Here is a 20,353-nt window from a genome sequence, read left to right on the forward strand (position 1 = left end):
CCGCACTACACGGAGGTCTTCACAGTGCCGATCGCGACTCCGGAGGTCTACGCCGAAATGCTCGGTCAGGCCAAGGCGAACTCGTTTGCCTTCCCGGCCATCAACTGCACATCGTCGGAGACGATCAACGCGGCGATCAAGGGTTTCGCCGAGGCGGGCAGTGACGGGATCATCCAATTCTCCACCGGTGGCGCGGAATTCGGTTCCGGCCAGGGTGTGAAGGATATGGTCACCGGTGCCGTCGCGTTGGCCGAGTTCGCGCATGTGGTCGCCGAGAAGTACGGCGTCACCATCGCACTGCACACCGATCACTGCCCCAAGGACAAGCTGGACGGTTTCGTCCGCCCGCTGCTGGCCATCTCCCAGGAGCGGGTGAACGCGGGTAAGAATCCGCTGTTCCAGTCGCATATGTGGGACGGTTCGGCGGTGCCGATCGACGAGAATCTGACGATCGCCCAGGAACTGCTGGCCGCCGCGACCGCCGCCCGGATCATCCTCGAGGTCGAGATCGGCGTCGTCGGCGGTGAAGAGGACGGTGTCGAGGCCGAGATCAACGAGAAGCTCTACACCTCACCCGCCGATTTCGAGAAGACCATCGATGCGCTCGGTGCCGGCGACAAGGGCAAATACCTGCTCGCCGCCACCTTCGGCAACGTGCACGGCGTCTACAAGCCGGGCAACGTGGTGCTCAAGCCCGAGGTGCTGGCCGAGGGCCAGAAGGTCGCCGCCGCCAAACTGGGCCTGGGTGCCGACGCGCAGCCCTTCGATTTCGTCTTCCACGGCGGATCCGGCTCGCTGAAATCGGAGATCGACGATTCGCTGCGCTACGGCGTGGTGAAGATGAATGTCGACACCGATACCCAGTACGCCTTCACCCGGCCCATCGCCGCGCATATGTTCAGCAACTACGACGGTGTGCTGAAGATCGACGGCGAGGTCGGCAACAAGAAGACCTACGATCCGCGCAGCTACCTGAAGAAGGCCGAGCTCTCGATGGCGGCCCGAGTGGTGCAGGCCTGCGAGGATCTGCACTCCGCGGGACGTTCGATCAGTGCCTGATCGCGCCGTCGCGCTCACTGCGAGATGACGCTTGATCTCTGCGTGCTGGGGCCCGTCCGATTATCGGTCGGCGGTGAGCCGGTCGCCGTCGGCGGGCCCAAACCGCGAGCGCTGCTGGCCGCGCTCGCGGTGAACCGGCGTCGTGCCGTGGCCTCGGCGACCCTGGCCGATATGGTCTGGAACGAGGCCCCGCCCGACGCCTACGCCGCGAGCCTGCAGGTGTTCGTCTCCAATATCCGCAAGGCATTGCGGAATTCAGGGGTGGATCCGGCCGCGGTATTGCGTACGGAATCTGCCGGGTACCGGCTCGAGATCGCCGACGACGCCTGCGATCTCGGCCGGTTCGAGGCGGCCAGGGATGCGGGTAACCGCGCCGCGGGCGCCGGCGATCACGCGTCGGCGTCGCGGTTGTTCACCACCGCACTGCGAGAGTGGAACGGCCGCGCTCTCTCGGACCTGGCCGGTCTGGCGTTCGCGGACAGTTTCGCCACCGCGATGGAAGAGGAACGGCTGCTGGCGGTGTCGGCGCGTTTCGACGCGGAGATCGCCTGCGGCCGCGCCACCGCGGTGATCGGTGAACTGGTCGCGCTGACCAATGAGCATCCGCTGCGCGAACCGCTGTGGGGGCAGCTCATCACCGCGCTCTACCTCTCCGAACGACATGCCGACGCGCTCGAGGCCTGCCGGCGGGTGCGTTCGGTTCTGGCCGAGGAACTCGGGATCGACCCCGGGCCGGCCTTGGTCGAACTGGAGCGCCGGGTGCTGCGGCAGGAGCCGCTGAACACTGTGGAGTTCAAAACCGCCGAGCGGATGGCCGCGGCGATGACCGATACGGTCACCGAGGTGCCGCGCTCGGTACGCAGCGGGCAGCTGCGGTTGCCCGACGGACGGCTGGTGCTGGTCGCACACGGCGGTTTCAAGATCGGCCGGATGACCGATAACGATCTGATCCTCGACGATCCCAAGGCCAGCCGCTACCACGCCCAGATCAAACTGGGCCGGGCCGGACTGCTGATCGAAGACCTGGATTCGGCGAACGGGGTCTATGTCAACGACGAGCCGATAGATACCGCGCTACTCGCCGACGGCGATGCGATCCGCATCGGAACAACTGTCCTCGCCTTCCAAGCCGCACGCTGAACACCCCGGTCCTCCCCCGCCCGAGTACCGCTCGACCCACCGGGTGAGGCGCGTCCGGTACGCCTTCTCGCCACAACCAACAGTCACGAGCGCCTCACCCGTACACCTACGAACCACTGCACTCGCCGCGTATCCCACCTCTTCGGATGGTTCACCGCGAGCCCCGGCCCCGTTCGCCCGCAAGTAACGGTCGACCGTTGCCCCCGGGATCCGCGGTGTCCACCGCGTGCTCTGGCTCCGCCTGGCCGGCACGTTCATCCCGGCCCCGGAAGGGCCCCACCCTCGAGCCGCGGAGCGGCTCCAAAATCACAGCCCGCCCCTCCACGGATGGTCGCGCCCGATAAGCCCACCTGGAATCCGGAACCCTGGCGGCGGCCGGTCGGCTACGACGAGACCGTCGGCGCCGCCTGCAACCCCGGCGGGCCCGAACGCTGAGTAAGTCCGAGCGCCGGCCCCTAACCCAGAATGTCGTGGCGGACGATCGTCTGCTCGCGACCCGGCCCCACACCGATGCAGGAGATCCGCGCCCCGGAGAGTTCCTCGAGCCGGTGCACATAGGCCTGCGCGTTGGCGGGCAGTTCCTCGAAGGTGCGCGCCTGGGAGATGTCCTCCCACCAGCCCGGCATTTCCTCGTAGATCGGTTTGGCGTGGTGGAAACCGGTCTGGGTGGTCGGCATCTGCTCGACCCGTTCCCCGTCCACTTCATAGGCCACACAGATCGGGACCGTTTCCAGGCTGGACAGCACGTCGAGCTTGGTGAGGAAGTAGTCGGTGATGCCGTTGACCCGGGTGGCGTAGCGGGCGATCACCGCGTCGAACCAGCCGCAGCGCCGGGCCCGGCCGGTGGTCACGCCCACCTCGCCGCCGGTTTTCGCCAGGTAGGCGCCCGATTCGTCGAACAGTTCGGTCGGGAACGGGCCGGAGCCCACCCGGGTGGTGTAGCACTTGAGGATGCCCAGCACCGTGCCGATCTGGTTGGGTCCGATTCCCGCGCCCACCGCGGCACCGCCGGCGGTCGGGTTGGAGGAGGTGACGTAGGGGTAGGTGCCGTGGTCGACGTCGAGGAGCGTGCCCTGCGAGCCCTCCAGCAGCACCGTCTCGCCGCGTTCGAGCGCCAGGTTGAGTTCCAGCCGGGTATCGCTGATCCGGTGCGCGAATTTCTCCGCCTGGGCCAGCACCTCGTCCACCACCTGCTGCGGTTCGAGCGCGCGGCGGTTGTAGATCTTCACCAGCACCTGGTTTTTGAACTCGAGTGCCGCCTCCACCTTCTGGGTGAGGATCTTTTCGTCGAGCACGTCGGCCACGCGGACCCCGACCCGCGCGACTTTGTCCTGGTAGCAGGGGCCGATGCCGCGGCCGGTGGTGCCGATCTTGTTGTTGCCGAGGAACCGCTCGGTGACCTTATCGATGGCCACGTGGTACGGCATGATCAGGTGCGCATCGGCGGAGAGCAGCAGGCCGGAGGTGTCGACATCGCGCTCCGCCAACCCCGCGAGTTCGTCCAGCAGCACACCGGGGTCGACCACGACACCGTTGCCGATGACGTTGCGGACGCCGGGGGTGAGGATTCCGGAGGGGATGAGGTGCAGTGCGAAGTTGTCCCCGTTGGGCAGCACTACGGTATGGCCGGCGTTGTTGCCGCCCTGGTACCGCACTACCCACTGCACGCGGCCGCCGAGTAGATCGGTGGCTTTGCCCTTGCCCTCGTCGCCCCACTGGGCGCCGATGAGGACGATTGCCGGCATGGTCGTGTCTCCTACGGGTCGACGCGCAACACGCACCTCGTGCTGCAGCTACCTGCCGTAACGGGGAGGAAGCCGGGAGCACAGTCTACTCGAGGCACCGGAGGACGCCGGGAACGGCCGTTGTACCAGGCCCGTTGTGCGAGTCGGCGCGGCGCACCCTCTACACTCGTGGGTGACCGGTCCGAGGAGGGTGTTGGGCGTTTGAGTACCCATGTTCTCCGCTGTGCCGATGCTCCGGTGCCCATTGCGCTCGCCGCCCAGCCCACCAGCCAAACTGCGGCTGTTCCCGATACCGCGCTGATCGACGAGCTGTTGCCGGTGCTGGCGGCGGATAGTTTGCCGCGGCTGATCGTGCTCGGTGACGATGCCGCACTGGCGGCGGTCCTGACCCATCTGATGCGGACCGAGCGTCTGCATGTGGAGGTGGGCTATGTGCCGCCGGATCACACCTACGCGGCGCGGGCCTATCAACTCGGAACGGGGAGCGCCGCGGCGCGCCGCGCGCTGGAGGGGACGGCCCAAGAGGTGCCGCTGATCCGTGACGACACCGGCACGGTGCTGGTGGGCCGGGCCAAGATCACCGGTGTGAACGGAATGCCGCTGACCGGTGAGGCCTATGTGGACGAAACGCGGCTGTTCTCCGGCGAGGTCCGGGCGATGTTCGTGTCCCCCACCCTCGAGCTGCCCGGAGTGCGGGCCGGTGTGCCCCGGCGTTTCCGGCGCCGCCGTTGGACCGCGGGGCGCGCCGCTCAGCTCGGTACGCCCGCCGCCGTGATCAATCGCGACGGTGTGCAAAGCGACCGGACGGTGCCGCGGTCGAGTTTCTACCGTCACCACGAGCCGTGGTTATTGGTCCGATGAGTGGGGGCGTCACGGCGCTGCGCCGGGGTGCGATCCGGCCCAGCCCGGTCTTCCTGCTCGTGGTGCTGCTGGCGGTGGCCGGCGGTGCGCTCGCCTGGAACGCGGAATTGGATTCGGTGTGGGCGAAGGCCGGGGTTTTCGTCCTGGTCGTTTTTGGTTGGGTGGTGAGCTTGTGCCTGCACGAATTCGCCCACGCCTATCTAGCCTGGCGCGCCGGGGACCGTGAGGTCGAGCTGCGCGGGTATCTGACGCTGAACCCGCTCAAATACAGTCATCCGCTGCTGTCGATCGTGCTGCCGATGGTGTTCATCGCGCTCGGCGGGATCGGACTGCCCGGCGGCGCCGTGTACATCCACGCCCATCAGGTGCCGCCGCGAACTCAGCGGTTGATCAGCGCCGCGGGTCCGGCGGTGAATGCGCTGTGTGCGGTGGTGCTGCTGCTGATCGTGCGGCTGTTCGGCAGCGCGCAGGACAATTCGGCGTTCTGGTTCGGACTGAGCTTTCTGGCCTTTCTCCAGGTGACGGCGACCCTGTTGAATCTGTTACCGATACCCGGTCTCGACGGATACGGGATCGTGGAGCCCTCGCTGAGCTATCAGACCCGGCGCGGTCTGGATCAGTTCAAACCGTTCGGCATGCTCATCCTGTTCGCCCTGCTGTTCACCCCCGCGATCAACCAGGTGTTCTTCGACGCGGTCTACGCCCTGTACGACTTTTCCGGGGTCTCGGAACAGTGGTCGCGGTACGGCGGATATCTGACCCGGTTCTGGGCGTAACCCGGAGGAGCTGGGCCCGCCCGGCGCGGCTCCGGCCGGACGGGCCCGGATACCCCGCCCGAAGCCGGTCCGGGTATCCGAAACGTGCGGCGCGCGGCAGCGCCGTCCGTCGGCAACGCGGCGTGCGGGTGGGGTCCCGACCGTACCGGCATAACCGATTCGGCCATGTTTCACATTAGTTCACGACCCCGCGCGTCGTAACGGGTAGTCCACTACGCGGAAAACCGCTGCCCCCGCGCGACCGATCCGCGTAGCGGCGCCGCACCGCACTCAATTTTGTGGCATGACATACGGGTTGGGCACGGTCGGCGGTAGCAGCGCCATCGCCGAAATCCGCTGCACCCCGCAGACCTGCATCAGATCCACCAGGGTCGACCGGATCTGCGCGAAAACCACATGCGACGACAATCCGGCACCCGCAACCAGTTCCGGCCGAGCCTGTTTGGCCACCGACCGCAGGACGCGCGCCGCTTCGGCCCGGTCGGGCTGTTCGCCGCGATCGGCCAGCACCATCCGCCGCACCACGTCGACCCCCTCTGCCAGCCGCTCCACCTCGTCGATCAGCCCCGGATTGAGGATTTCGTCGTCCCGCACCAAGGTCAGCGAACGCCGCAGCAGTACTCGGGTGTTGCGGACCGCGTTGTCGAGCGGATCGGCCGCCGCCCGTAATCGCTCCAGCCTGCCCCGGGAATTCCAGTAGAGCGGCGAGATACGGATCACCTCCCGCCCGCCCTCCAGGTCTTTGCGCAGCGAATCCAATTGCTGCTGGGTGGCGCGGACCGCGGTGAGCGCATCGCGGATTTTGCCCGGATCCTGTTCCAGCAGCCCCTGCCCGCAGTCGGTGAGCGATTTGCCCACCACCCCGAGAATCGCCGCCGCCTGCTCCCGCGCCCGGCGCACCGGATGAAGCGGTAACGCGGCAACAACGACGACGCCCACCAGACCACCGATCAGGGCATCGACCATCCGGGACAGACCCGCCCCGGACTCCGGCGGCATCAACGTCGCCACCAGCACGGCCGAACCGGACGCCTGGATACCGATGATCGGCCCACCGTCCAGGAAGATCGCCAGCGACATGGCCGCAGCCACCACCAGCGCGATCTGCCACACCCCGGTACCGACCTGGGAAATGAACAGATCGCCGACCCCGATCCCGAGCGCCACCCCCACCACGAGCTCGAGCGAACGGCGCAACCGCGCCCCGAAGGCGGTACCGATCGAGACGATCGCGGCCATGGGCGCGAAGAACGGCAGCGGATGCCCGACCACATCCTTGGCCAGGAACCAGGCCAGAGCCGCGGCCACCGAGCACTGCAGAATCGGCAGCGCCGACAGACGCAACCGGGTCCAGGAACGTCGCAGGCGCTCGGTGCCCCGGTCCCGGGCTCGGGACATTCGAGAGGTCGGGTCGCTCACGGGCGCGAAAACGTTCAGTCCAGACCGAGTTCCCCGGCCGCCCGCGGATCACAATCCTCGAGCAGATCCAGGCAGCGGGCGTACTCGTCGGTTTCGCCGACGGCCCGCGCCGCCTTCGCCAGGGCCCCCACACTGCGCAGGAAACCGCGATTGGGTTCGTGCTCCCACGGCACCGGGCCGAAACCCTTCCAGCCGTTGCGACGCAGCAGATCCAACCCACGGTGGTAGCCGGTACGGGCGAACGCGTAGGCGGCGACAACATCGTGATTGATCGGTTCCGCGGCGTCCGCGGCGCGCTCCAGGGCGGCCTCGGCGAGCGCCGCCCAGGCGATCGAAGCGGCCGGATTCTCCGCGGCCACCTGCACCGGATCGGTGCCCGCGTCGAGCGCGTCTTCCGCATCGTGCAGTTCAGGAAGGAGTACAGGTTGCGGTCCGAGCAGATCACCGAACGAGGTCATGCGGTTCATTGTGCACGGCTACCGGGAATGCTCGATAGGCTGGCCTTCTACGTCACATTTTCTGTCTGCCAGCAACGAGGGGTACAGGTGCCGCACCCGACCGACGACGAGAAACCGAAGCGTTCCGAATCCGGCCCCGGCTCGCCTACCGCGACGCCGGATACGACGGACACCGGAACGCAGCTGTCGCAGGCAGCCGACGCGGTGACCTCCCGGATCCGCCGGGCGCTCGGTCGAGACAGCGAGGCCGGTTCGGGTGACGAACCCGCCCCCGGGGAGAGCAACGCCCCCACCGAGGCCCTCCCACGGGCGTCGGCAGCCGGCTCGGATGACGCCGGAGCCGCAGGCGAGGCAGCGGAAGGTGACGTCGAGACAGAGGCGATCCGGACCTCGTCCGCGGAGCAAGCGGGTTCCGCTGCCGGAGTCGGCAGTGAGTCTGCGGGCGATGCACCGGGGTCGGAACGGGGCGCCGACGGATCGGATGAAAAGACCGAGCGGGCACATGTTTCCGCGGTAGGTGCGAGTTCGGCCGAGGAGAGCGGTGCCGGGCCGGCGGGCGGGAAGAAGGATTCGGGCAGCGGGCCGGCGGAGAGTGACCGCCCGGAGGGCGCGTCGGATTCGCCGGCCGAGCACGATGAGCGGTCCGAGGGCGGGGCCGCCCCCCTCGGCACGAAGCCCCCCGAGCAGGCAGCTGATCGGCCGGACAACGCTGATGGACCGGCCGAAGACGATGGAACCGCAGCAGACACCGATTCGATGGGGCCGGGTGCCTCGTCCGGTACCGACGCTCCCGAGGGGCCGGCCGGTACAGACGCTTCCGCCGGAAGCGACAGTGCCACTGCAGCGGCAGCGGGCACGCCTGCCGGCAAGACACCGACAGCGTCCGGCCCCGCGAAATCTGCGAACGGCGCCGCGCCGGCGGCTTCCGGCGAATCGGCCGGCGGTACCGCGCAAGCGGGCGCAGGACGAGCGGCAGGCGGACCGCCGGAACCCGCTGCGAAGGACGCCGACGGTCGCGCGGACTCGGGCCGGCCGCCCGGTACTCCGGATGATGCGACGGCCTTCGACTCGGACTCGGATGCCGCGGAGCCGCGGCAGACTCCGGCAAATGAGCCCACATCTACAGGCAAGGGCGCCGACCAGGCCGCGGGTGCTTCAGGTGCCGAAGGCCGGGTCGATCCGGAATCGGCTGTTGAGAAGGAACAGGACGATGCCGGTGCGGCCGAGCCCGAGTCGGCAGCACCGACCGAAGCCTTGAAGAAGGTGGCTGCCTCCGGCGGTGCCGCAGCCGCGGCTGGCACCGCCGCCGTGGCGGCGAGCGCAGCGGGGACGTCCGCCGGTACCGGCGAATCGGCAGCAGTTGCCGGGGGAGCGTCCGGTCGAGACGGCGATCCTGAGGGGCAGGCCGGTAGCGGGGAGGATGCGACCCGATCGGCCGAGGGGGACAGTTCCGGCAAATCGGATGGCGCTGACGAGACCGAGTTCAGCGGTGCCGGGAGGTCGCCGGAACAGGCCGACGGCAAGCAAGGCGCGGGGGTGCCGATCGCCGGAAAGGGCGAGGCGGCGCGGCCGGTCGACGGGGGCAGCGCGGGGCGGGCGGAGATGGGTGCCGGTGCACAGTCCGGCGATGCGGGCCGTGGCCCGGAAGCGGGTGGCAAGGAGGACGCAGCGGCGGCTCCTGCGACTGGTTCCGGCGAATCGGCGGCGGGTACCGATGGGGAGCCCGGTGATACGGGCAGTGCTTCCGGACAACCGGGTGACCGGCAGGCGGCATCCGGCGGTGTAGTTGCCGGCGGTTCGGAAACCGGTGCCGCAGCGGAAGGCGGCGAGGACGACCGGGCCGGCGCAGGTGACTCGGATGCGGAGGATCCAGCGAGTTCGTCCGGTGAGTCCGGGCCGGGGCCGGACAACGGCGAGGCGCGGACGGTGGTGATCCCGCGGCAGCAGCGGCCGGACGAGGCACGCACCGTCGCGATGCCGGCGCAGAAGCCGGACCCCGACGCGACCGCGCGCATCGATATGAACCAGGTGCGCAAGGCCGGCCGGCCGGGACAGCCGCCGGGTGGCCCGCAGGGGCCCGCCCGGACCGATCGCGTCGGGCCGGGAGCGCCGGCGCTGTCGAAACCGCCCGCTACACCGCGGTCGCAGCCGGGTCCGAAACGACCCGGGCCGCAGGCGCCGGGCCGGCCCGATCAGCCCGCGCCGCAGCGTCCGGGTGGTCCGCCGCCGGGGCAGCGGCAGGGCGGCCGCCCGCAACCCGCGCCGCCGCGGCCGGGAACCGCGCCCTCACCCGCCGACCTGAAACCCACCGCGGCCGAACAGCGGGTCGCGCAGGCGCCGCCGCAGCGGGCCCAGCCGCAGCGGGTGGAACCGGCGCCGGCCCCCGTGGCGACACCGGGCGAGAGCAACAAGAAATGGCTGATCGCCGGAGGGGTCGCGGTGGCGCTCGTGGTCGCGTTGATCGCGATTCTGGTGGGCGCCGGGTCGGGCGACGATTCTCCGCAGGCCCGGATCAGCGCGGCCATCGGCGATTACACCGGTGCGCTGGAAAGCGGTGATCTGCCGGCGCTGCGTGATGCCACCTGCGGTGCGTTGCACGACTACTACCAGGGTTTGTCGGAGGAGCAGTTCGCCGGTGTCCATCGGCAGGCGGTGAGCGAGGGCAGTATTCCCGAGGTCACCGGTGTCGACGCGGTCAAGATCACCGATCGCACGGCCCTGGCACAGGTCACGGTGCAGACCGAGGCCGATGCGGAGGAAACCACCCGCACCTTCGACCTGCAGGAAACCGATTCCGGTTGGAAGGTGTGCGACCCGCCCGCGGGCGCTCAGTAGAGACCGTGCACGCGCGGCCGGGGACAAGTGTCTTTCACTTTTCCCGGCCGCGCGTGAGGATGGGAGTACCCCAGCATCAAGGACTCCCGTGATGAAGACACCCAGAACCCTCGCGCGCCTTGTCGTCGCCGGCTGCGCGCTGACCGTCCTGTCCGTGGCACCGGCCGCCGCCGATACCCAGACCTCATCGAATCGGGTCGACGATTCGCATCCGCTGCCCGCGGATCGAGCGGACGACGAGGCGGAGGACGACGAGTACCCCTATTACATGAATTGCGTTCACGCCCGCAGCGAATCCCATACTCCGCTGTTCGCCGGGCAGCCGGGATACTCGTTTCGGCTCGATGAAGACGGTGACGGTCTGGCCTGCGAAGTAGGCGAGAACTGACCGGCTTTCCAGTTCCGGTCCCGTAGCGGCGGTGTCGCAGTGCACAGTTCGTCGCGATTTCTCGGTAATGCGGCCTATACAGTAGGTATATGGCTCGGAACTGGCCGATGATCGAACGGGCGAACGAGTTCGAAGCGATTCGCGCGACGCTCACCGGCTCCGATCACGTGGGCGCTGTACTCATCGGGGAACCCGGTGTCGGTAAGACCACCCTCGCACGACGAGCGGCCACAGCGGGTGGCGGAAATATCCGCTGGGTCGCGGGAACCGAATCGGCGCGCAGTATTCCGCTCGGCGTATTCGCGCATATGGTCGGTGTGTACACCGCGCACGATCCGGTGACCTTCATGGCCGCGGCCCGGGAAGCGTTGCTCGCCGACGGACACACGATCATCGGGGTCGACGACGCGCATCTGCTCGATCAGCTCTCCGCGACCCTGCTGCTGCAGTTGGCGATCGACAAGGCCGCGCGAATCGTCGCCACCGTGCGCGACGGTGTTCCGGTGCCGGACGCGGTGACCACGCTGTGGAAAGACGGCCATCTGCTGCGGATCCACCTGCCCCCGTTCACGCAGCAGCAGAGCGTGGCCCTGGTGGAATCGATGCTGGGCGGGCAACTCGAGGGTTTCACCGCCAACCTGATGTGGGAGTCCTCGGGCGGTAACGCCCTGTTCCTGCGGCATCTGGTGGAGGGCGCGCTGGAGGCGGGTTCGCTGCGGCAGGTGAACGGGGTGTGGCAGTTGCGGGGGCGGGCCGCGGTCACCTCCGAATTGGCCGCGCTGTTGGAGGACCGGGTCGAGCAGCTGCCCGAATCCGTGCTGCGGGTACTGGAATTGCTCACCTTCTGCGAACCGGCCGATCTCGAGGTGATGGCCGAACTCGCCGGTGAGGAGGCGGTGGAAGCGGCGGAGAACGGCGGCGTGATCCGGGTGGTGGAGGACGGCCGCGATCTGGTGGTGCGGTACAACCATCCGCTGTTCGGTGAGGTGATCCGGCGCCGGCTGGGTATCGCGACCTCGCGACGGTTACGTGGCAAGCTGTACTCCGCGCTCAAACAGCGCCGGATCAATTCCGCCGCCGATCGCATCCGGCTCGCCGAACTCGCCTTGGACAGCGATAAATCCGCCGATCTGGAACTGTTCGAATCCGCCGCCGAGGACGCGATCGGCTTGGCGAATCTACCGCTGGGTGAACGGTTCGCGCGGGCGGCGGTGGAACGCCGCGGCGGGGTGGAATCCGCGGATCTGCTGGCCCGGGCGCTGCTGTGGCAGGGGCACCGCATCGAGGCCGAGCGGACGCTGGCCAGTTTCGACGCCGACGATCTCGACGAGGTCCAGCTGGCCCGCTGGGGCAGTACCCGGGTGTCGAACCTGCTGTGGGCCATGGGCGATGCCGATAAGGCCGACGAGGTGCTGACGCTGGTGCGCTCGCGTATCCCGCATCCGAAGATCGCCCTGATCACGACCGGTCTGGCCGCCGCTTGCGCGGTGAGCGAGAACCGGCTCGGCGATGCGCTGCGCGAATCCGAACAGGTGATGCGGGCCGCGGACGCGCCGCCGTGGGCGGTGTGGTGGGCGGCCTTCGGTGGTGGGCTCGCGGCGGCGTTGCTCGGGCGCGCGGCCGATGCAAGGGACTACGCGGAGCGGGGTCGCGCAGTGGAACCGCATATCGACGGCCTGAATCGGTTCATGTCGACCCATGCCGAGGTGCTGGCGCTCGTCCTCACCGGCGACTTGGCAGCCGCGGGTCACCGGGCCACCGAATACTTCGGGTATTCCGCGCCCGGCCAATACCTGGCGTGGGGTATGTCGAAGATCCTGCAGGGCACCGTCGATGTGGCGCACGGCCGGTTCGGCGCCGGTATCGACAATCTGGAGCAGGCACTGGCCGCGCTCACCGCGGAGGGCGCCGCCGCCTGGATGTTCCCCGCCCGGATCCGGCTCGCCGAGGCCTACGCGGCGCTCGGCCGCCCGGTCGAGGCCGCCGAATCGATCGCCGAAGCCGATGCTCGCGGCGGCCGGCACAGCGCCGTATACGAACCGCAACTCGAGATCGCCCGCGCCTGCCTGGCGGCGGCCGAGGGCACGGTCAGCACCGCCGTCGAGCGCGCCCTCCGCGCCGCGGACGCCGCCGCCCGCGCCGGCCAGCGCGCCGTGGAGGCACTGGCACTGCACACCGCCGCCCGGTTCGGTGCGGGTTCGGTGGCGCCACGGCTGGCCGATCTGGCGAACCGGGTGGACGGGCCACTGGTCCGGGCGCAGGCGCGGCACGCGGTGGCACTGTCCCGGCGCGACGGCGCCGAGCTGGACGCGGCAGCAGCCGATTTCGAAAGCCTGGGTGCCCGGCTTTCGGCCGCCGATGCCGCAGCGCAGGCCGCCACCGCCCACGACCGGGCAGGCGATCGGCGACGACTGCTGGAATCGGCAGCCCACGCCAACCGGCTGGCCGCCGCATGCGATGGTGCGTCGACCCCGGCGCTACGCGACGCCGCCCAGCCGCTCCCGCTCACCGCCCGGGAGCGGGAGATCGCGAATCTGGTGGCGGCGGGCCTGAGCAACCGGCAGATCGCCGACCGGCTCACCGTTTCGGTCCGGACGGTGGAAGGGCACCTGTATCGGGCTTGCACCAAGCTCGACGTCACCGATCGGGAGTCGCTCGCCGCACTACTGCGCGGCAACTCGGCCCAGTGAGGCCGTGTCGCCGCTGCCCAACGGGTGAGGGAGGTGGCGGGGCCGAGGCGCGCCGCATCGGTCGGGTCCGGTTTCGGCCATCACCGGTGGTCGGCCGAGGCGTTGCCCCAGGTTGCGTCCGGGGCGGTACGGAGCAGAAATAGGTATGCCGCGGGTCGTTCGGCCGACGCGTGCCCGCGCCGCGCGGATCAGGCTGGTCCCACCCCGTCGATATCGCCGCGAAGGCAGCCATGTATCCGTTCCGTTCCGAGAGTCCCGGCAGTACCGGTCCCGCCACCGTAGAGCGTGTGCCGGGCGTATTGATGATCCGGCGTTGCGTGCGCTGCGACCGTCTGTTCGCGCCGCTCACCGTCGACTGCGCGTCGTGCGCGTCGAGCGAACTGGAATGGGTACCGTCGACCGGTGCCGGCTCCATCCTGTCCTGGCGGGTGGCGGAGCGCGGCCTGACCGGCACCGCGGCACCGTTGATCATCGGCATCGTCGAACTCGACGAAGGACCGTGGGTCTACACCTCGATCGAAGGACAGATCCCCCTGGCGCCGGTCACCCCGGTGCGGGTGCGATTCCAGCCCCGGCACCGAGAGGACAGATTCCCGGTGTTCGCGGTGATGCCGGAAACCGTCGGCCCGGCGGTTCGCCGCGGGCGGGCGCACCGGAGGAGCGAGGGATCGGAGCCCGCCCATGCCGTCGATTGAGCGGCCGGACCTGGGAATTTCCCCTGGTACCTCCTGGGTACGTGTGGCGTTGCAGCAGTGCCGCGCGCTGGAGATGGGCAGAGCATTGGATGCCAAGGTGTTGCCCCTGGTGGGATTCGCCGTCCGTTGGGCACCGTTCGGCGGCGCGGGGGCCGAGGAACTGTTCCTCGAGTTCGGTGTGACCCGGCAGCGGTTCCTCGAACTGGTGGGGGCGGCGCTGCGCCCGCGCGACTCCGACGATCCGCGCACCCGCCAGTTGAAAAGACATCTGCGGGAATCGCTGGCCTGGGCTTGGCGGGCCGGTCCGGGCGCGCCGGCGCCGGGCACCCGGACGGGCCCAGTGGCGATTCACGGGCCGGTTGCCTCGACTCCATCGGTCCACCGGCGTCCCACGGCACCGGTCCGGTCGAGGAGCTGAACCGGATCACCCGGTGCGGTGAGGCGGCCTCGGGCTGGGGGCGGTAGTGGGCGTCTCCGGTTCGACAGGCGTTTCCAGGTCCTTGTCGGATCGGTTACGCTGACCGCTCGTCGAACACCCCGGGGGATGTGGAGGTGCGTATGGGCAGGAAATCCGCCGTCCGATTCGCCGCGACCGTATCGTTGTGCGCCGCGACGGCGCTGCTCTACGGGTGTGCGCAGGACACCGGCGGCCATGCCACGGCCGCGGCTCCGGTGGTGGCGCAGATGCCGGCCGAGACCCCGCAGGAGCGCAGTGTGCGTATCCGGGACGAGCTGGTGCGGCTGGGGTGCGATACCAATTCCTGTATCCAGACCTATTTCGCCTGTGAGGACGGTTTGCTGTCGGGTGAGGCGTGCGAGTTCTACCGGCAGCATCCGTTGAAATAGCCGAAACCAGTCCAGTTGGAAAACTGGACTGGTAGGGGTTCCTGTCGGGATATCGACAATGCCGGATCGTGTCGCCGTCGGCCTCTGACCGCCTCATGGGCCCGGCGGGCGGGCTTGTCCGGCGACGGTTCCGGGGTCCGGGCTCGGCCGGGGTTACCGGATCAGGGTCCCTGTCTCAGGTTTCCTGGGGGTGGGTTCAGGTCGTCCGGGAGTGCAGGGTCGGCGCTTCCCGGTGCGAGCGTGCGGCATTCAGGTCCCGGTATCCGCGCTCGGCGTCGTACCGCGTCAGCGATTCTTCGGTGACCGAACCGAGCGGCCGGTACCGCTCCAGGAGTTCCGGTAGTCGCGATTCGGTGACCAGGTACTGATAAGCCAAATAGACGAAGGTTCCCACTCCCACGAGCGCCACAAAGAGTGTCATATTCCCACTATCACCCGAGTGGACTTGCCGATAAAGAGCCAATCGGTCGATACTGGACCTATGTCGACGAGAGTGCTCGGCGCCGCGGGGCTGGTCCGCGATCTGGGGCAGTGGCGCGGCCCGGACCCGGCATCCGCCGACGGGGGTGCCCGGCGGCCCGCCCGGCCTGCCTACCTCGCTCTGGCGGAGGGGATCCGGCTGCTCGTCCACGACGGCCGGGCCCCGCTGGGAATCGCCCTGCCCAGTGAACGCGATCTCGCCGCCACCCTCGGGGTCAGCCGCACCACCGTGACCTCCACCTATTCGCTGCTGCGCGAACACGGTTACCTCATCACCCGGCAGGGCTCACGATCCACCGTCGCGCTGCCGCCGGCAATCGCGCACGACGGCGGCCGGGCCGGGCGCGGGATTCTGGCCACCATGGCGACCGGCGCCCAGCCCGCGGTCGACCTGACGTATGCCGCGATGACCGCGCCGCCGGAGATGGAAGACGCCTATTCTGTTGCGTTACAGGGAATTCCGTCGTATCTGAGCACACACGGCATGGACCCGGTCGGTATCCTGCCGCTGCGCGAAGCGATCGCCCGCCGCTACACCGAACGCGGATTGCCGACCGCGGCCGACCAGATCCTGGTGACCCTCGGCGCCCAGCACGGCCTGCGGCTGCTGCTGAACGTGCTCGCGCCGCCCTCGGCCCGGGTGCTCATCGACCACCCCACCTACCCGAATGCGATCGAGGCGATCCGGGACGTCGGTGCCCGTCCGGTGCCGGTGCCGTTACGGCTCGAGGATCCGGATTCGGCCTGGGATCTGGATGGTGTGCGCAGCGCCGCCCGGCAGACGGCGGCGAGCCTGGCCTATCTGGTGCCCGATCACAACAACCCGACCGGGTTCCTGATGGACGAGCCGGCCCGCGCCGAACTGGCGGCCATCGCCCGGGAGACCCGGATGATGCTGATCATCGACGAATCCATGGCGAACCTGTCGCTCGGCGACAGGGCCCCGGTCGCGCCGGTCGCCGCGTTCGCGAAGGGGCCCGAGGTGATCACCATCGGGTCGGCGTCCAAATCGTTCTGGGGCGGGCTGCGGGTCGGCTGGATCCGGACCACGGAATCGCTGATCACCCGGTTGCTCACCACCCGCGCGACTGTCGACCTCGGCACGCCGGTGATGGATCAACTCGCGGCGGTCCATCTGCTCGAACATGCCGAACCCATTCTCGCGCGGCGCCGCAAACTGCTGCGCGATCAGCGGGAGGCATTGCTGACGGCGATGGCCGAGGAACTGCCGGACTGGTATGTGCTGCCCGGTGTGGGCGGAATGTCGGTGTGGGCGCAACTGCCCGCCCCGGTCTCGACCGCGCTGGCCGCCACTGCCCCGAATCACGGCGTGCTGCTGGCGGCGGGGCCGCGGTTCGGTGTGCAGGGCGCGTTCGAACGCTTTCTACGCCTGCCCTATACGAACCCCGAACACGAACTCCGCCGCGCCGTAACGGCTATTTCGGCCGCCTACGACGGTTTGGGGCCGCGAGCCGGAGACCAATTACAGCCGCTCACCTGCTATTGACCGGGAAACGTCGCACACAAGCCCGGCCTTCGGGACCGGACAGCGCCTCGATAGCGCCGTGAGCAGGATCTGCGGAGCCTCGGGGGCCATCCGACCCGAGCACGGTTGTTCTCCGGGCCGCGCGATTCACGAGTTCTCGGTCACCGCGACCGCGGCCCTGGCGATGGCCAGTTCCTCGTTCGTCGGGATCACCAGAACCTGCACTGGACATTCCGGCGGGGAGATCCGGCGGGGCTCGCGGGATTTCGCGGTGTTGAGCTCGGGATCCACCACGATCCCGAACCGGTGCAGCCCCGCCAGAGCGTCCGCGCGCACGTCCGGGTTGTTCTCGCCCACGCCCGCGGTGAACGTGACCGCGTCGACCCCGCCCAGCTCGATCAGGTAGGCGCCGAGATAGTGGCGCAGTCGGTGCACGTAGACGTCGTAGGCCGCGCGAGCGCTGGTATCGCCGGTGTCGATCCGGCGGCGCAATTCCCGGAAGTCGTTGACCCCGGCCATCCCCCGCAGCCCCGACCCGCGGTTGAGCAATCTGTCGATACCGTCGACATCCAGATGTGCCGTCCGCATCAGGTGCAGGATTATCCCGGGGTCCAGGTCGCCGGGCCGGGTGCCCATGACCAGGCCCTCCAGCGGGGTCAGCCCCATACTGGTGTCCACGGGGCGTCCGCTGCGCAGGGCCGATACCGAAGCGCCGTTACCCAGGTGGAAGACGATCTGGTTCAGCGTTGCCGGCGGGCGGCCGAGGAATTCGGCGGCGCGACCGGAAACGTATTCATGGGAGGTGCCGTGGAAGCCGTAGCGGCGGATCCCATGCGTTTCGGCGACCTGACTGTCGATCGCATAGGTTTTTGCTGCGGCCGGCAGACCGTGGAAGAACGCGGTATCGAATACCGCGACCTGCGGTGTATCGGGCAGTAGTTCGCGTACGGCCATGATCCCGCGGATATTGGCCGGATTGTGCAGCGGCGCGAGCGTGCTCAGCTCGCGCACCGTGTTCAGGACCGCATCGTCGATCAGGGTGGGCCGGTAGAAGATGTCGCCGCCGTGCACGACGCGATGGCCTACCGCGGTGATTCCGGCGGTGGTGAGATCGTCGCCGGCTTCGGCGAATTTGGCGAAGGCCAGGCGTAACCCGGCGGTGTGGTCGGGGATCTCCTGCTGCTCGGTGAGCGTCCGACCACCGGCGGTGTGCTCGATCGCGCCGCCTTCCTCACCGATCCGCTCGACGAGGCCGGACGCGATGATCGTGCCGGAATCCGGTTCCATCAGCTGGTATTTGATCGAGGACGAACCCGAGTTGACCACGAGTACGCGAATCGGTTCCACCGCCGTCTCCTGTTCGCCGGACCGCGTCACTGCTGCTGCGCCTGGATGGCGGTGATGGCCACCGTGTTCACGATATCGGTGACCAGCGCGCCCCGGGACAGGTCGTTCACCGGTTTGCGTAAGCCCTGCAGCACCGGCCCGATCGCGACCGCACCCGCGCTGCGCTGCACCGCCTTGTAGGTGTTGTTGCCGGTGTTCAGGTCGGGGAAGATGAAAACCGTGGCCCGCCCGGCCACTTCGGAGCCGGGGAGTTTGGCGTCGGCAACCGTCGGCTCGATTGCGGCGTCGTATTGGATGGGGCCCTCCACCAGCAGTTCCGGCGCCCGTTCCCGGACCAGTGTGGTGGCGACCCGCACCTTGTCCACATCCGCGCCGCTACCGGATTCACCGGTGGAATAGGACAGCATCGCCACTCGCGCATCGATACCGAAACGGGACGCGGTGGCTGCCGAGGAGATGGCGATATCGGCCAGCTGCTCCGAGGACGGGTCGGGGACGACGGCGCAGTCGCCGTAGGCGAGCACCCGGTCGGCCAGGCACATCAGGAAAACACTCGAAACCGTCGAAACCCCCGGAACGGTTTTGATGATCTCGAAGGAGGGCCGGATGGTGTGCGCGGTGGTGTGCGCGGCACCGGACACCATGCCGTCGGCGAGCCCGCGATGCACCATCATCGTGCCGAAATAGGAGATATCGCTGACTGTTTCGCGGCCCCGCTCGAAGGTCATGCCCTTGTGCTTGCGCAGTTCGGTGTACTCGCGGGCGAAATCCTCGAGGTGTTCGGAAGCCTGCGGGTCCAGCACCTGCGCGCCGGTGATATCCACCCCGAGTTCCGCGGCCCGGGCCCGGACGGCCGTCTCGTCACCCAGAATGATCAGATCGGCGACCTTGCGTTGCAGTACCCGCCCGGCCGCGCGCAGCACCCGATCGTCGTCGCCCTCGGGCAGCACAATGGTTTTGCGATCCGCGCGGGCGCGTTCGATCAGCTGGTACTCGAACATCTGCGGAGTAACCACGCTGGTCAACGGCACCTCGAGCCGGCGCAGGAACTGTGCGGCATCCACATGGGTTTCCATCAGCGCGAGCGCGGTATCCACCTTGCGCGGATTGTCGGCGGACATCCGGCCGCGGGTGCGGTGCGCGACCCCGGCGGTGTCGTAGGTGCCCGAAGCGGTGGTCAGGATGGGTAATCGGGGTTTGAGCCCGGTGATCAGCCGGGCGATCGCGGGATGGGGGAGCAGGCCGCCGTTCATGACGATCCCGGCCAGCGATGGGAAACTCTCCGCCTCGTGCGCGTTCACCACACTCAGCAGCACATCGGACCGGTCGCCCGGTGCGATCACCACCGCGCCGTCGAAAAGCCGCTCCAGAATATGTTCGGCGGTCATTCCGCCGACCATCACACCCAGCGCCTCACGATGCAGGAGTTCGGGGTCGCCGCTGTACATCTCGCCGCCCAGCGCATCCCGCAGCTCGGCCATGGTGGGCGCGATCAGCAACGGCACCTCCGGCAGGCTCCAGCGCGGGACACCGAATCCGGCGAGCCGCTCCCGCACCGGTTCGAGATCGTCCGGCGCGCACCGGTTCGCGATGATCGCCAGCAGCTGGGCGTGCTCGCTCGCCAGTTCCGCCGCGCACAGCTCGGCCAACTGTTCGACCTCGTCCGGCGACCGCTGCGCCCCCCGTACCACCAGCAGCACCGGCGCCCCCAGGTTCACTGCGATTCGCGCATTGAACCGCAGCTCACTGGGGCTGGCCACATCCGTGTAGTCGCTGCCGACGATCACCACGGCATCACAGGCCGCCGCCACCTCGTGGTAGCGCATGACGATTTCGGAGATCGCGGCGTCCGGGTCGGCGTGGACCTGCTCGTAGCTCACCCCCACCGCCTGCTGATAGTCGATATCGACGGTGCTGTGCTCGAGCAGCAGTTCGAGGATGTAGTCCGGTTCGGTCGCCGAACGGGTGATGGGCCGGAACACCCCCACCCGCGCGGTGGTCGCGCACAACATCTGCAGCACCCCGAGCGCCACGGTCGATTTCCCGGTATCACCCTCCGGCGATGCGATGTACACACTGGACGCAGCAACCTCGGCCATGGGCCGAGTCTATGGGCGCACCCCTGGTG

General features: G+C 68.7%; 18 protein-coding genes. 12 read left to right on the forward strand and 6 right to left on the reverse strand.

From position 1 onward, the window contains the following. Positions 1–24 precede the first annotated feature (24 nt). The 3 genes from fbaA (at position 25) to ACFWPH_RS14295 (ending at position 2,634) form a co-directional block, all read left to right on the forward strand. A complete protein-coding gene (gene fbaA, locus ACFWPH_RS14285) occupies positions 25–1,059 on the forward strand; it encodes a class II fructose-bisphosphate aldolase (protein WP_033246453.1) in 1,035 nt (344 codons plus the stop codon). A gap of 24 nt (positions 1,060–1,083) precedes the next feature. Next, positions 1,084–2,199 carry a BTAD domain-containing putative transcriptional regulator gene (locus ACFWPH_RS14290; RefSeq protein WP_378750988.1) on the forward strand — a complete coding sequence of 372 codons (1,116 nt, stop codon included), beginning with the start codon at positions 1,084–1,086 and terminating at the stop codon, positions 2,197–2,199. Positions 2,200–2,526: 327 nt separating this feature from the next. Then, positions 2,527–2,634, forward strand: coding sequence for a DUF2599 domain-containing protein (locus ACFWPH_RS14295; protein ID WP_378750990.1), 108 nt, complete (start codon positions 2,527–2,529; stop codon positions 2,632–2,634). A 20-nt stretch (positions 2,635–2,654) separates the two neighbouring features. Here ACFWPH_RS14295 and ACFWPH_RS14300 read toward each other — a convergent pair whose 3' ends face one another. Then, the gene (locus ACFWPH_RS14300; protein ID WP_378750992.1) at positions 2,655–3,944 is read right to left on the reverse strand and encodes an adenylosuccinate synthase; all 1,290 of its coding nucleotides are present in this window, start codon (positions 3,942–3,944) and stop codon (positions 2,655–2,657) included. 201 nt (positions 3,945–4,145) lie between these two features. Between ACFWPH_RS14300 and ACFWPH_RS14305 the strand changes: the two genes are divergently transcribed. Further along, complete coding sequence (locus tag ACFWPH_RS14305; protein ID WP_378750994.1) at positions 4,146–4,805, forward strand: hypothetical protein; 660 nt, start codon at positions 4,146–4,148, stop codon at positions 4,803–4,805. Then, positions 4,802–5,581 (forward strand): site-2 protease family protein, encoded by a 780-nt coding sequence (locus ACFWPH_RS14310; RefSeq protein ID WP_378750996.1) that lies wholly within the window; start codon positions 4,802–4,804, stop codon positions 5,579–5,581. The genes ACFWPH_RS14305 and ACFWPH_RS14310 overlap by 4 nt, the downstream gene beginning before the upstream one ends. Before the next feature lie 270 nt (positions 5,582–5,851). Here ACFWPH_RS14310 and ACFWPH_RS14315 read toward each other — a convergent pair whose 3' ends face one another. Together ACFWPH_RS14315 and ACFWPH_RS14320 are read right to left on the reverse strand one after the other, a co-directional pair. After that, entirely contained in the window at positions 5,852–6,979 is a 1,128-nt protein-coding gene (locus tag ACFWPH_RS14315; protein ID WP_378751746.1) for an aromatic acid exporter family protein, read from the reverse strand. A gap of 35 nt (positions 6,980–7,014) precedes the next feature. Then, positions 7,015–7,458, reverse strand: coding sequence for a DUF3151 domain-containing protein (locus ACFWPH_RS14320; protein WP_280463978.1), 444 nt, complete (start codon positions 7,456–7,458; stop codon positions 7,015–7,017). 87 nt (positions 7,459–7,545) lie between these two features. On the opposite strand from ACFWPH_RS14320, the gene ACFWPH_RS14325 reads away from it, so the two are divergent. From ACFWPH_RS14325 to ACFWPH_RS14350, 6 genes are all read left to right on the forward strand, one after another. Then, the gene (locus ACFWPH_RS14325) at positions 7,546–10,293 is read left to right on the forward strand and encodes a hypothetical protein (RefSeq protein ID WP_378750998.1); all 2,748 of its coding nucleotides are present in this window, start codon (positions 7,546–7,548) and stop codon (positions 10,291–10,293) included. A 91-nt stretch (positions 10,294–10,384) separates the two neighbouring features. Further along, positions 10,385–10,681 (forward strand): excalibur calcium-binding domain-containing protein, encoded by a 297-nt coding sequence (locus ACFWPH_RS14330; protein WP_378751000.1) that lies wholly within the window; start codon positions 10,385–10,387, stop codon positions 10,679–10,681. Positions 10,682–10,770: 89 nt separating this feature from the next. Next, a complete protein-coding gene (locus tag ACFWPH_RS14335; protein WP_378751002.1) occupies positions 10,771–13,371 on the forward strand; it encodes a LuxR C-terminal-related transcriptional regulator in 2,601 nt (866 codons plus the stop codon). A 287-nt stretch (positions 13,372–13,658) separates the two neighbouring features. Continuing rightward, the gene (locus ACFWPH_RS14340) at positions 13,659–14,066 is read left to right on the forward strand and encodes a Zn-ribbon domain-containing OB-fold protein (RefSeq protein WP_378751004.1); all 408 of its coding nucleotides are present in this window, start codon (positions 13,659–13,661) and stop codon (positions 14,064–14,066) included. After that, on the forward strand, positions 14,053–14,484 hold the full coding sequence (locus tag ACFWPH_RS14345; RefSeq protein WP_378751006.1) for a hypothetical protein: 432 nt from the start codon (positions 14,053–14,055) through the stop codon (positions 14,482–14,484). Before ACFWPH_RS14340 ends, ACFWPH_RS14345 begins: the two co-directional genes overlap by 14 nt. Positions 14,485–14,624: 140 nt before the next feature. After that, on the forward strand, positions 14,625–14,912 hold the full coding sequence (locus ACFWPH_RS14350; protein ID WP_378751008.1) for a hypothetical protein: 288 nt from the start codon (positions 14,625–14,627) through the stop codon (positions 14,910–14,912). 196 nt (positions 14,913–15,108) lie between these two features. Here the strand turns inward: ACFWPH_RS14350 and ACFWPH_RS14355 are convergent, their stop codons facing one another. Beyond that, complete coding sequence (locus tag ACFWPH_RS14355; RefSeq protein ID WP_378751010.1) at positions 15,109–15,333, reverse strand: hypothetical protein; 225 nt, start codon at positions 15,331–15,333, stop codon at positions 15,109–15,111. Between the two features lie 60 nt (positions 15,334–15,393). On the opposite strand from ACFWPH_RS14355, the gene ACFWPH_RS14360 reads away from it, so the two are divergent. Then, the gene (locus ACFWPH_RS14360; protein ID WP_378751012.1) at positions 15,394–16,899 is read left to right on the forward strand and encodes a PLP-dependent aminotransferase family protein; all 1,506 of its coding nucleotides are present in this window, start codon (positions 15,394–15,396) and stop codon (positions 16,897–16,899) included. A gap of 126 nt (positions 16,900–17,025) precedes the next feature. Here ACFWPH_RS14360 and ACFWPH_RS14365 read toward each other — a convergent pair whose 3' ends face one another. Both ACFWPH_RS14365 and pta read right to left on the reverse strand, forming a co-directional pair. Beyond that, the gene (locus ACFWPH_RS14365) at positions 17,026–18,225 is read right to left on the reverse strand and encodes an acetate kinase (RefSeq protein WP_378751014.1); all 1,200 of its coding nucleotides are present in this window, start codon (positions 18,223–18,225) and stop codon (positions 17,026–17,028) included. Positions 18,226–18,251: 26 nt separating this feature from the next. After that, the gene (gene pta / locus ACFWPH_RS14370) at positions 18,252–20,324 is read right to left on the reverse strand and encodes a phosphate acetyltransferase (RefSeq protein ID WP_378751016.1); all 2,073 of its coding nucleotides are present in this window, start codon (positions 20,322–20,324) and stop codon (positions 18,252–18,254) included. Between the last annotated feature and the right edge of the window lie 29 nt (positions 20,325–20,353).

It is taken from the genome of Nocardia sp. NPDC058499, from assembly GCF_042719915.1.
Taxonomy (GTDB): domain Bacteria; phylum Actinomycetota; class Actinomycetes; order Mycobacteriales; family Mycobacteriaceae; genus Nocardia.

Coding starts and splice junctions, on each gene's coding strand:
- ACFWPH_RS14290 (WP_378750988.1), top strand. CDS start 1,084: ATGACGCTTGATCTCTGCGTGCTGGGGCCCGTCCGATTATCGGTCGGC.
- ACFWPH_RS14295 (WP_378750990.1), top strand. CDS start 2,527: ATGGTCGCGCCCGATAAGCCCACCTGGAATCCGGAACCCTGGCGGCGG.
- ACFWPH_RS14300 (WP_378750992.1), bottom strand. CDS start 3,944: ATGCCGGCAATCGTCCTCATCGGCGCCCAGTGGGGCGACGAGGGCAAG.
- ACFWPH_RS14310 (WP_378750996.1), top strand. CDS start 4,802: ATGAGTGGGGGCGTCACGGCGCTGCGCCGGGGTGCGATCCGGCCCAGC.
- ACFWPH_RS14315 (WP_378751746.1), bottom strand. CDS start 6,979: ATGTCCCGAGCCCGGGACCGGGGCACCGAGCGCCTGCGACGTTCCTGG.
- ACFWPH_RS14320 (WP_280463978.1), bottom strand. CDS start 7,458: ATGACCTCGTTCGGTGATCTGCTCGGACCGCAACCTGTACTCCTTCCT.
- ACFWPH_RS14330 (WP_378751000.1), top strand. CDS start 10,385: ATGAAGACACCCAGAACCCTCGCGCGCCTTGTCGTCGCCGGCTGCGCG.
- ACFWPH_RS14335 (WP_378751002.1), top strand. CDS start 10,771: ATGGCTCGGAACTGGCCGATGATCGAACGGGCGAACGAGTTCGAAGCG.
- ACFWPH_RS14345 (WP_378751006.1), top strand. CDS start 14,053: ATGCCGTCGATTGAGCGGCCGGACCTGGGAATTTCCCCTGGTACCTCC.
- ACFWPH_RS14350 (WP_378751008.1), top strand. CDS start 14,625: ATGGGCAGGAAATCCGCCGTCCGATTCGCCGCGACCGTATCGTTGTGC.
- ACFWPH_RS14355 (WP_378751010.1), bottom strand. CDS start 15,333: ATGACACTCTTTGTGGCGCTCGTGGGAGTGGGAACCTTCGTCTATTTG.
- ACFWPH_RS14360 (WP_378751012.1), top strand. CDS start 15,394: ATGTCGACGAGAGTGCTCGGCGCCGCGGGGCTGGTCCGCGATCTGGGG.
- pta (WP_378751016.1), bottom strand. CDS start 20,324: ATGGCCGAGGTTGCTGCGTCCAGTGTGTACATCGCATCGCCGGAGGGT.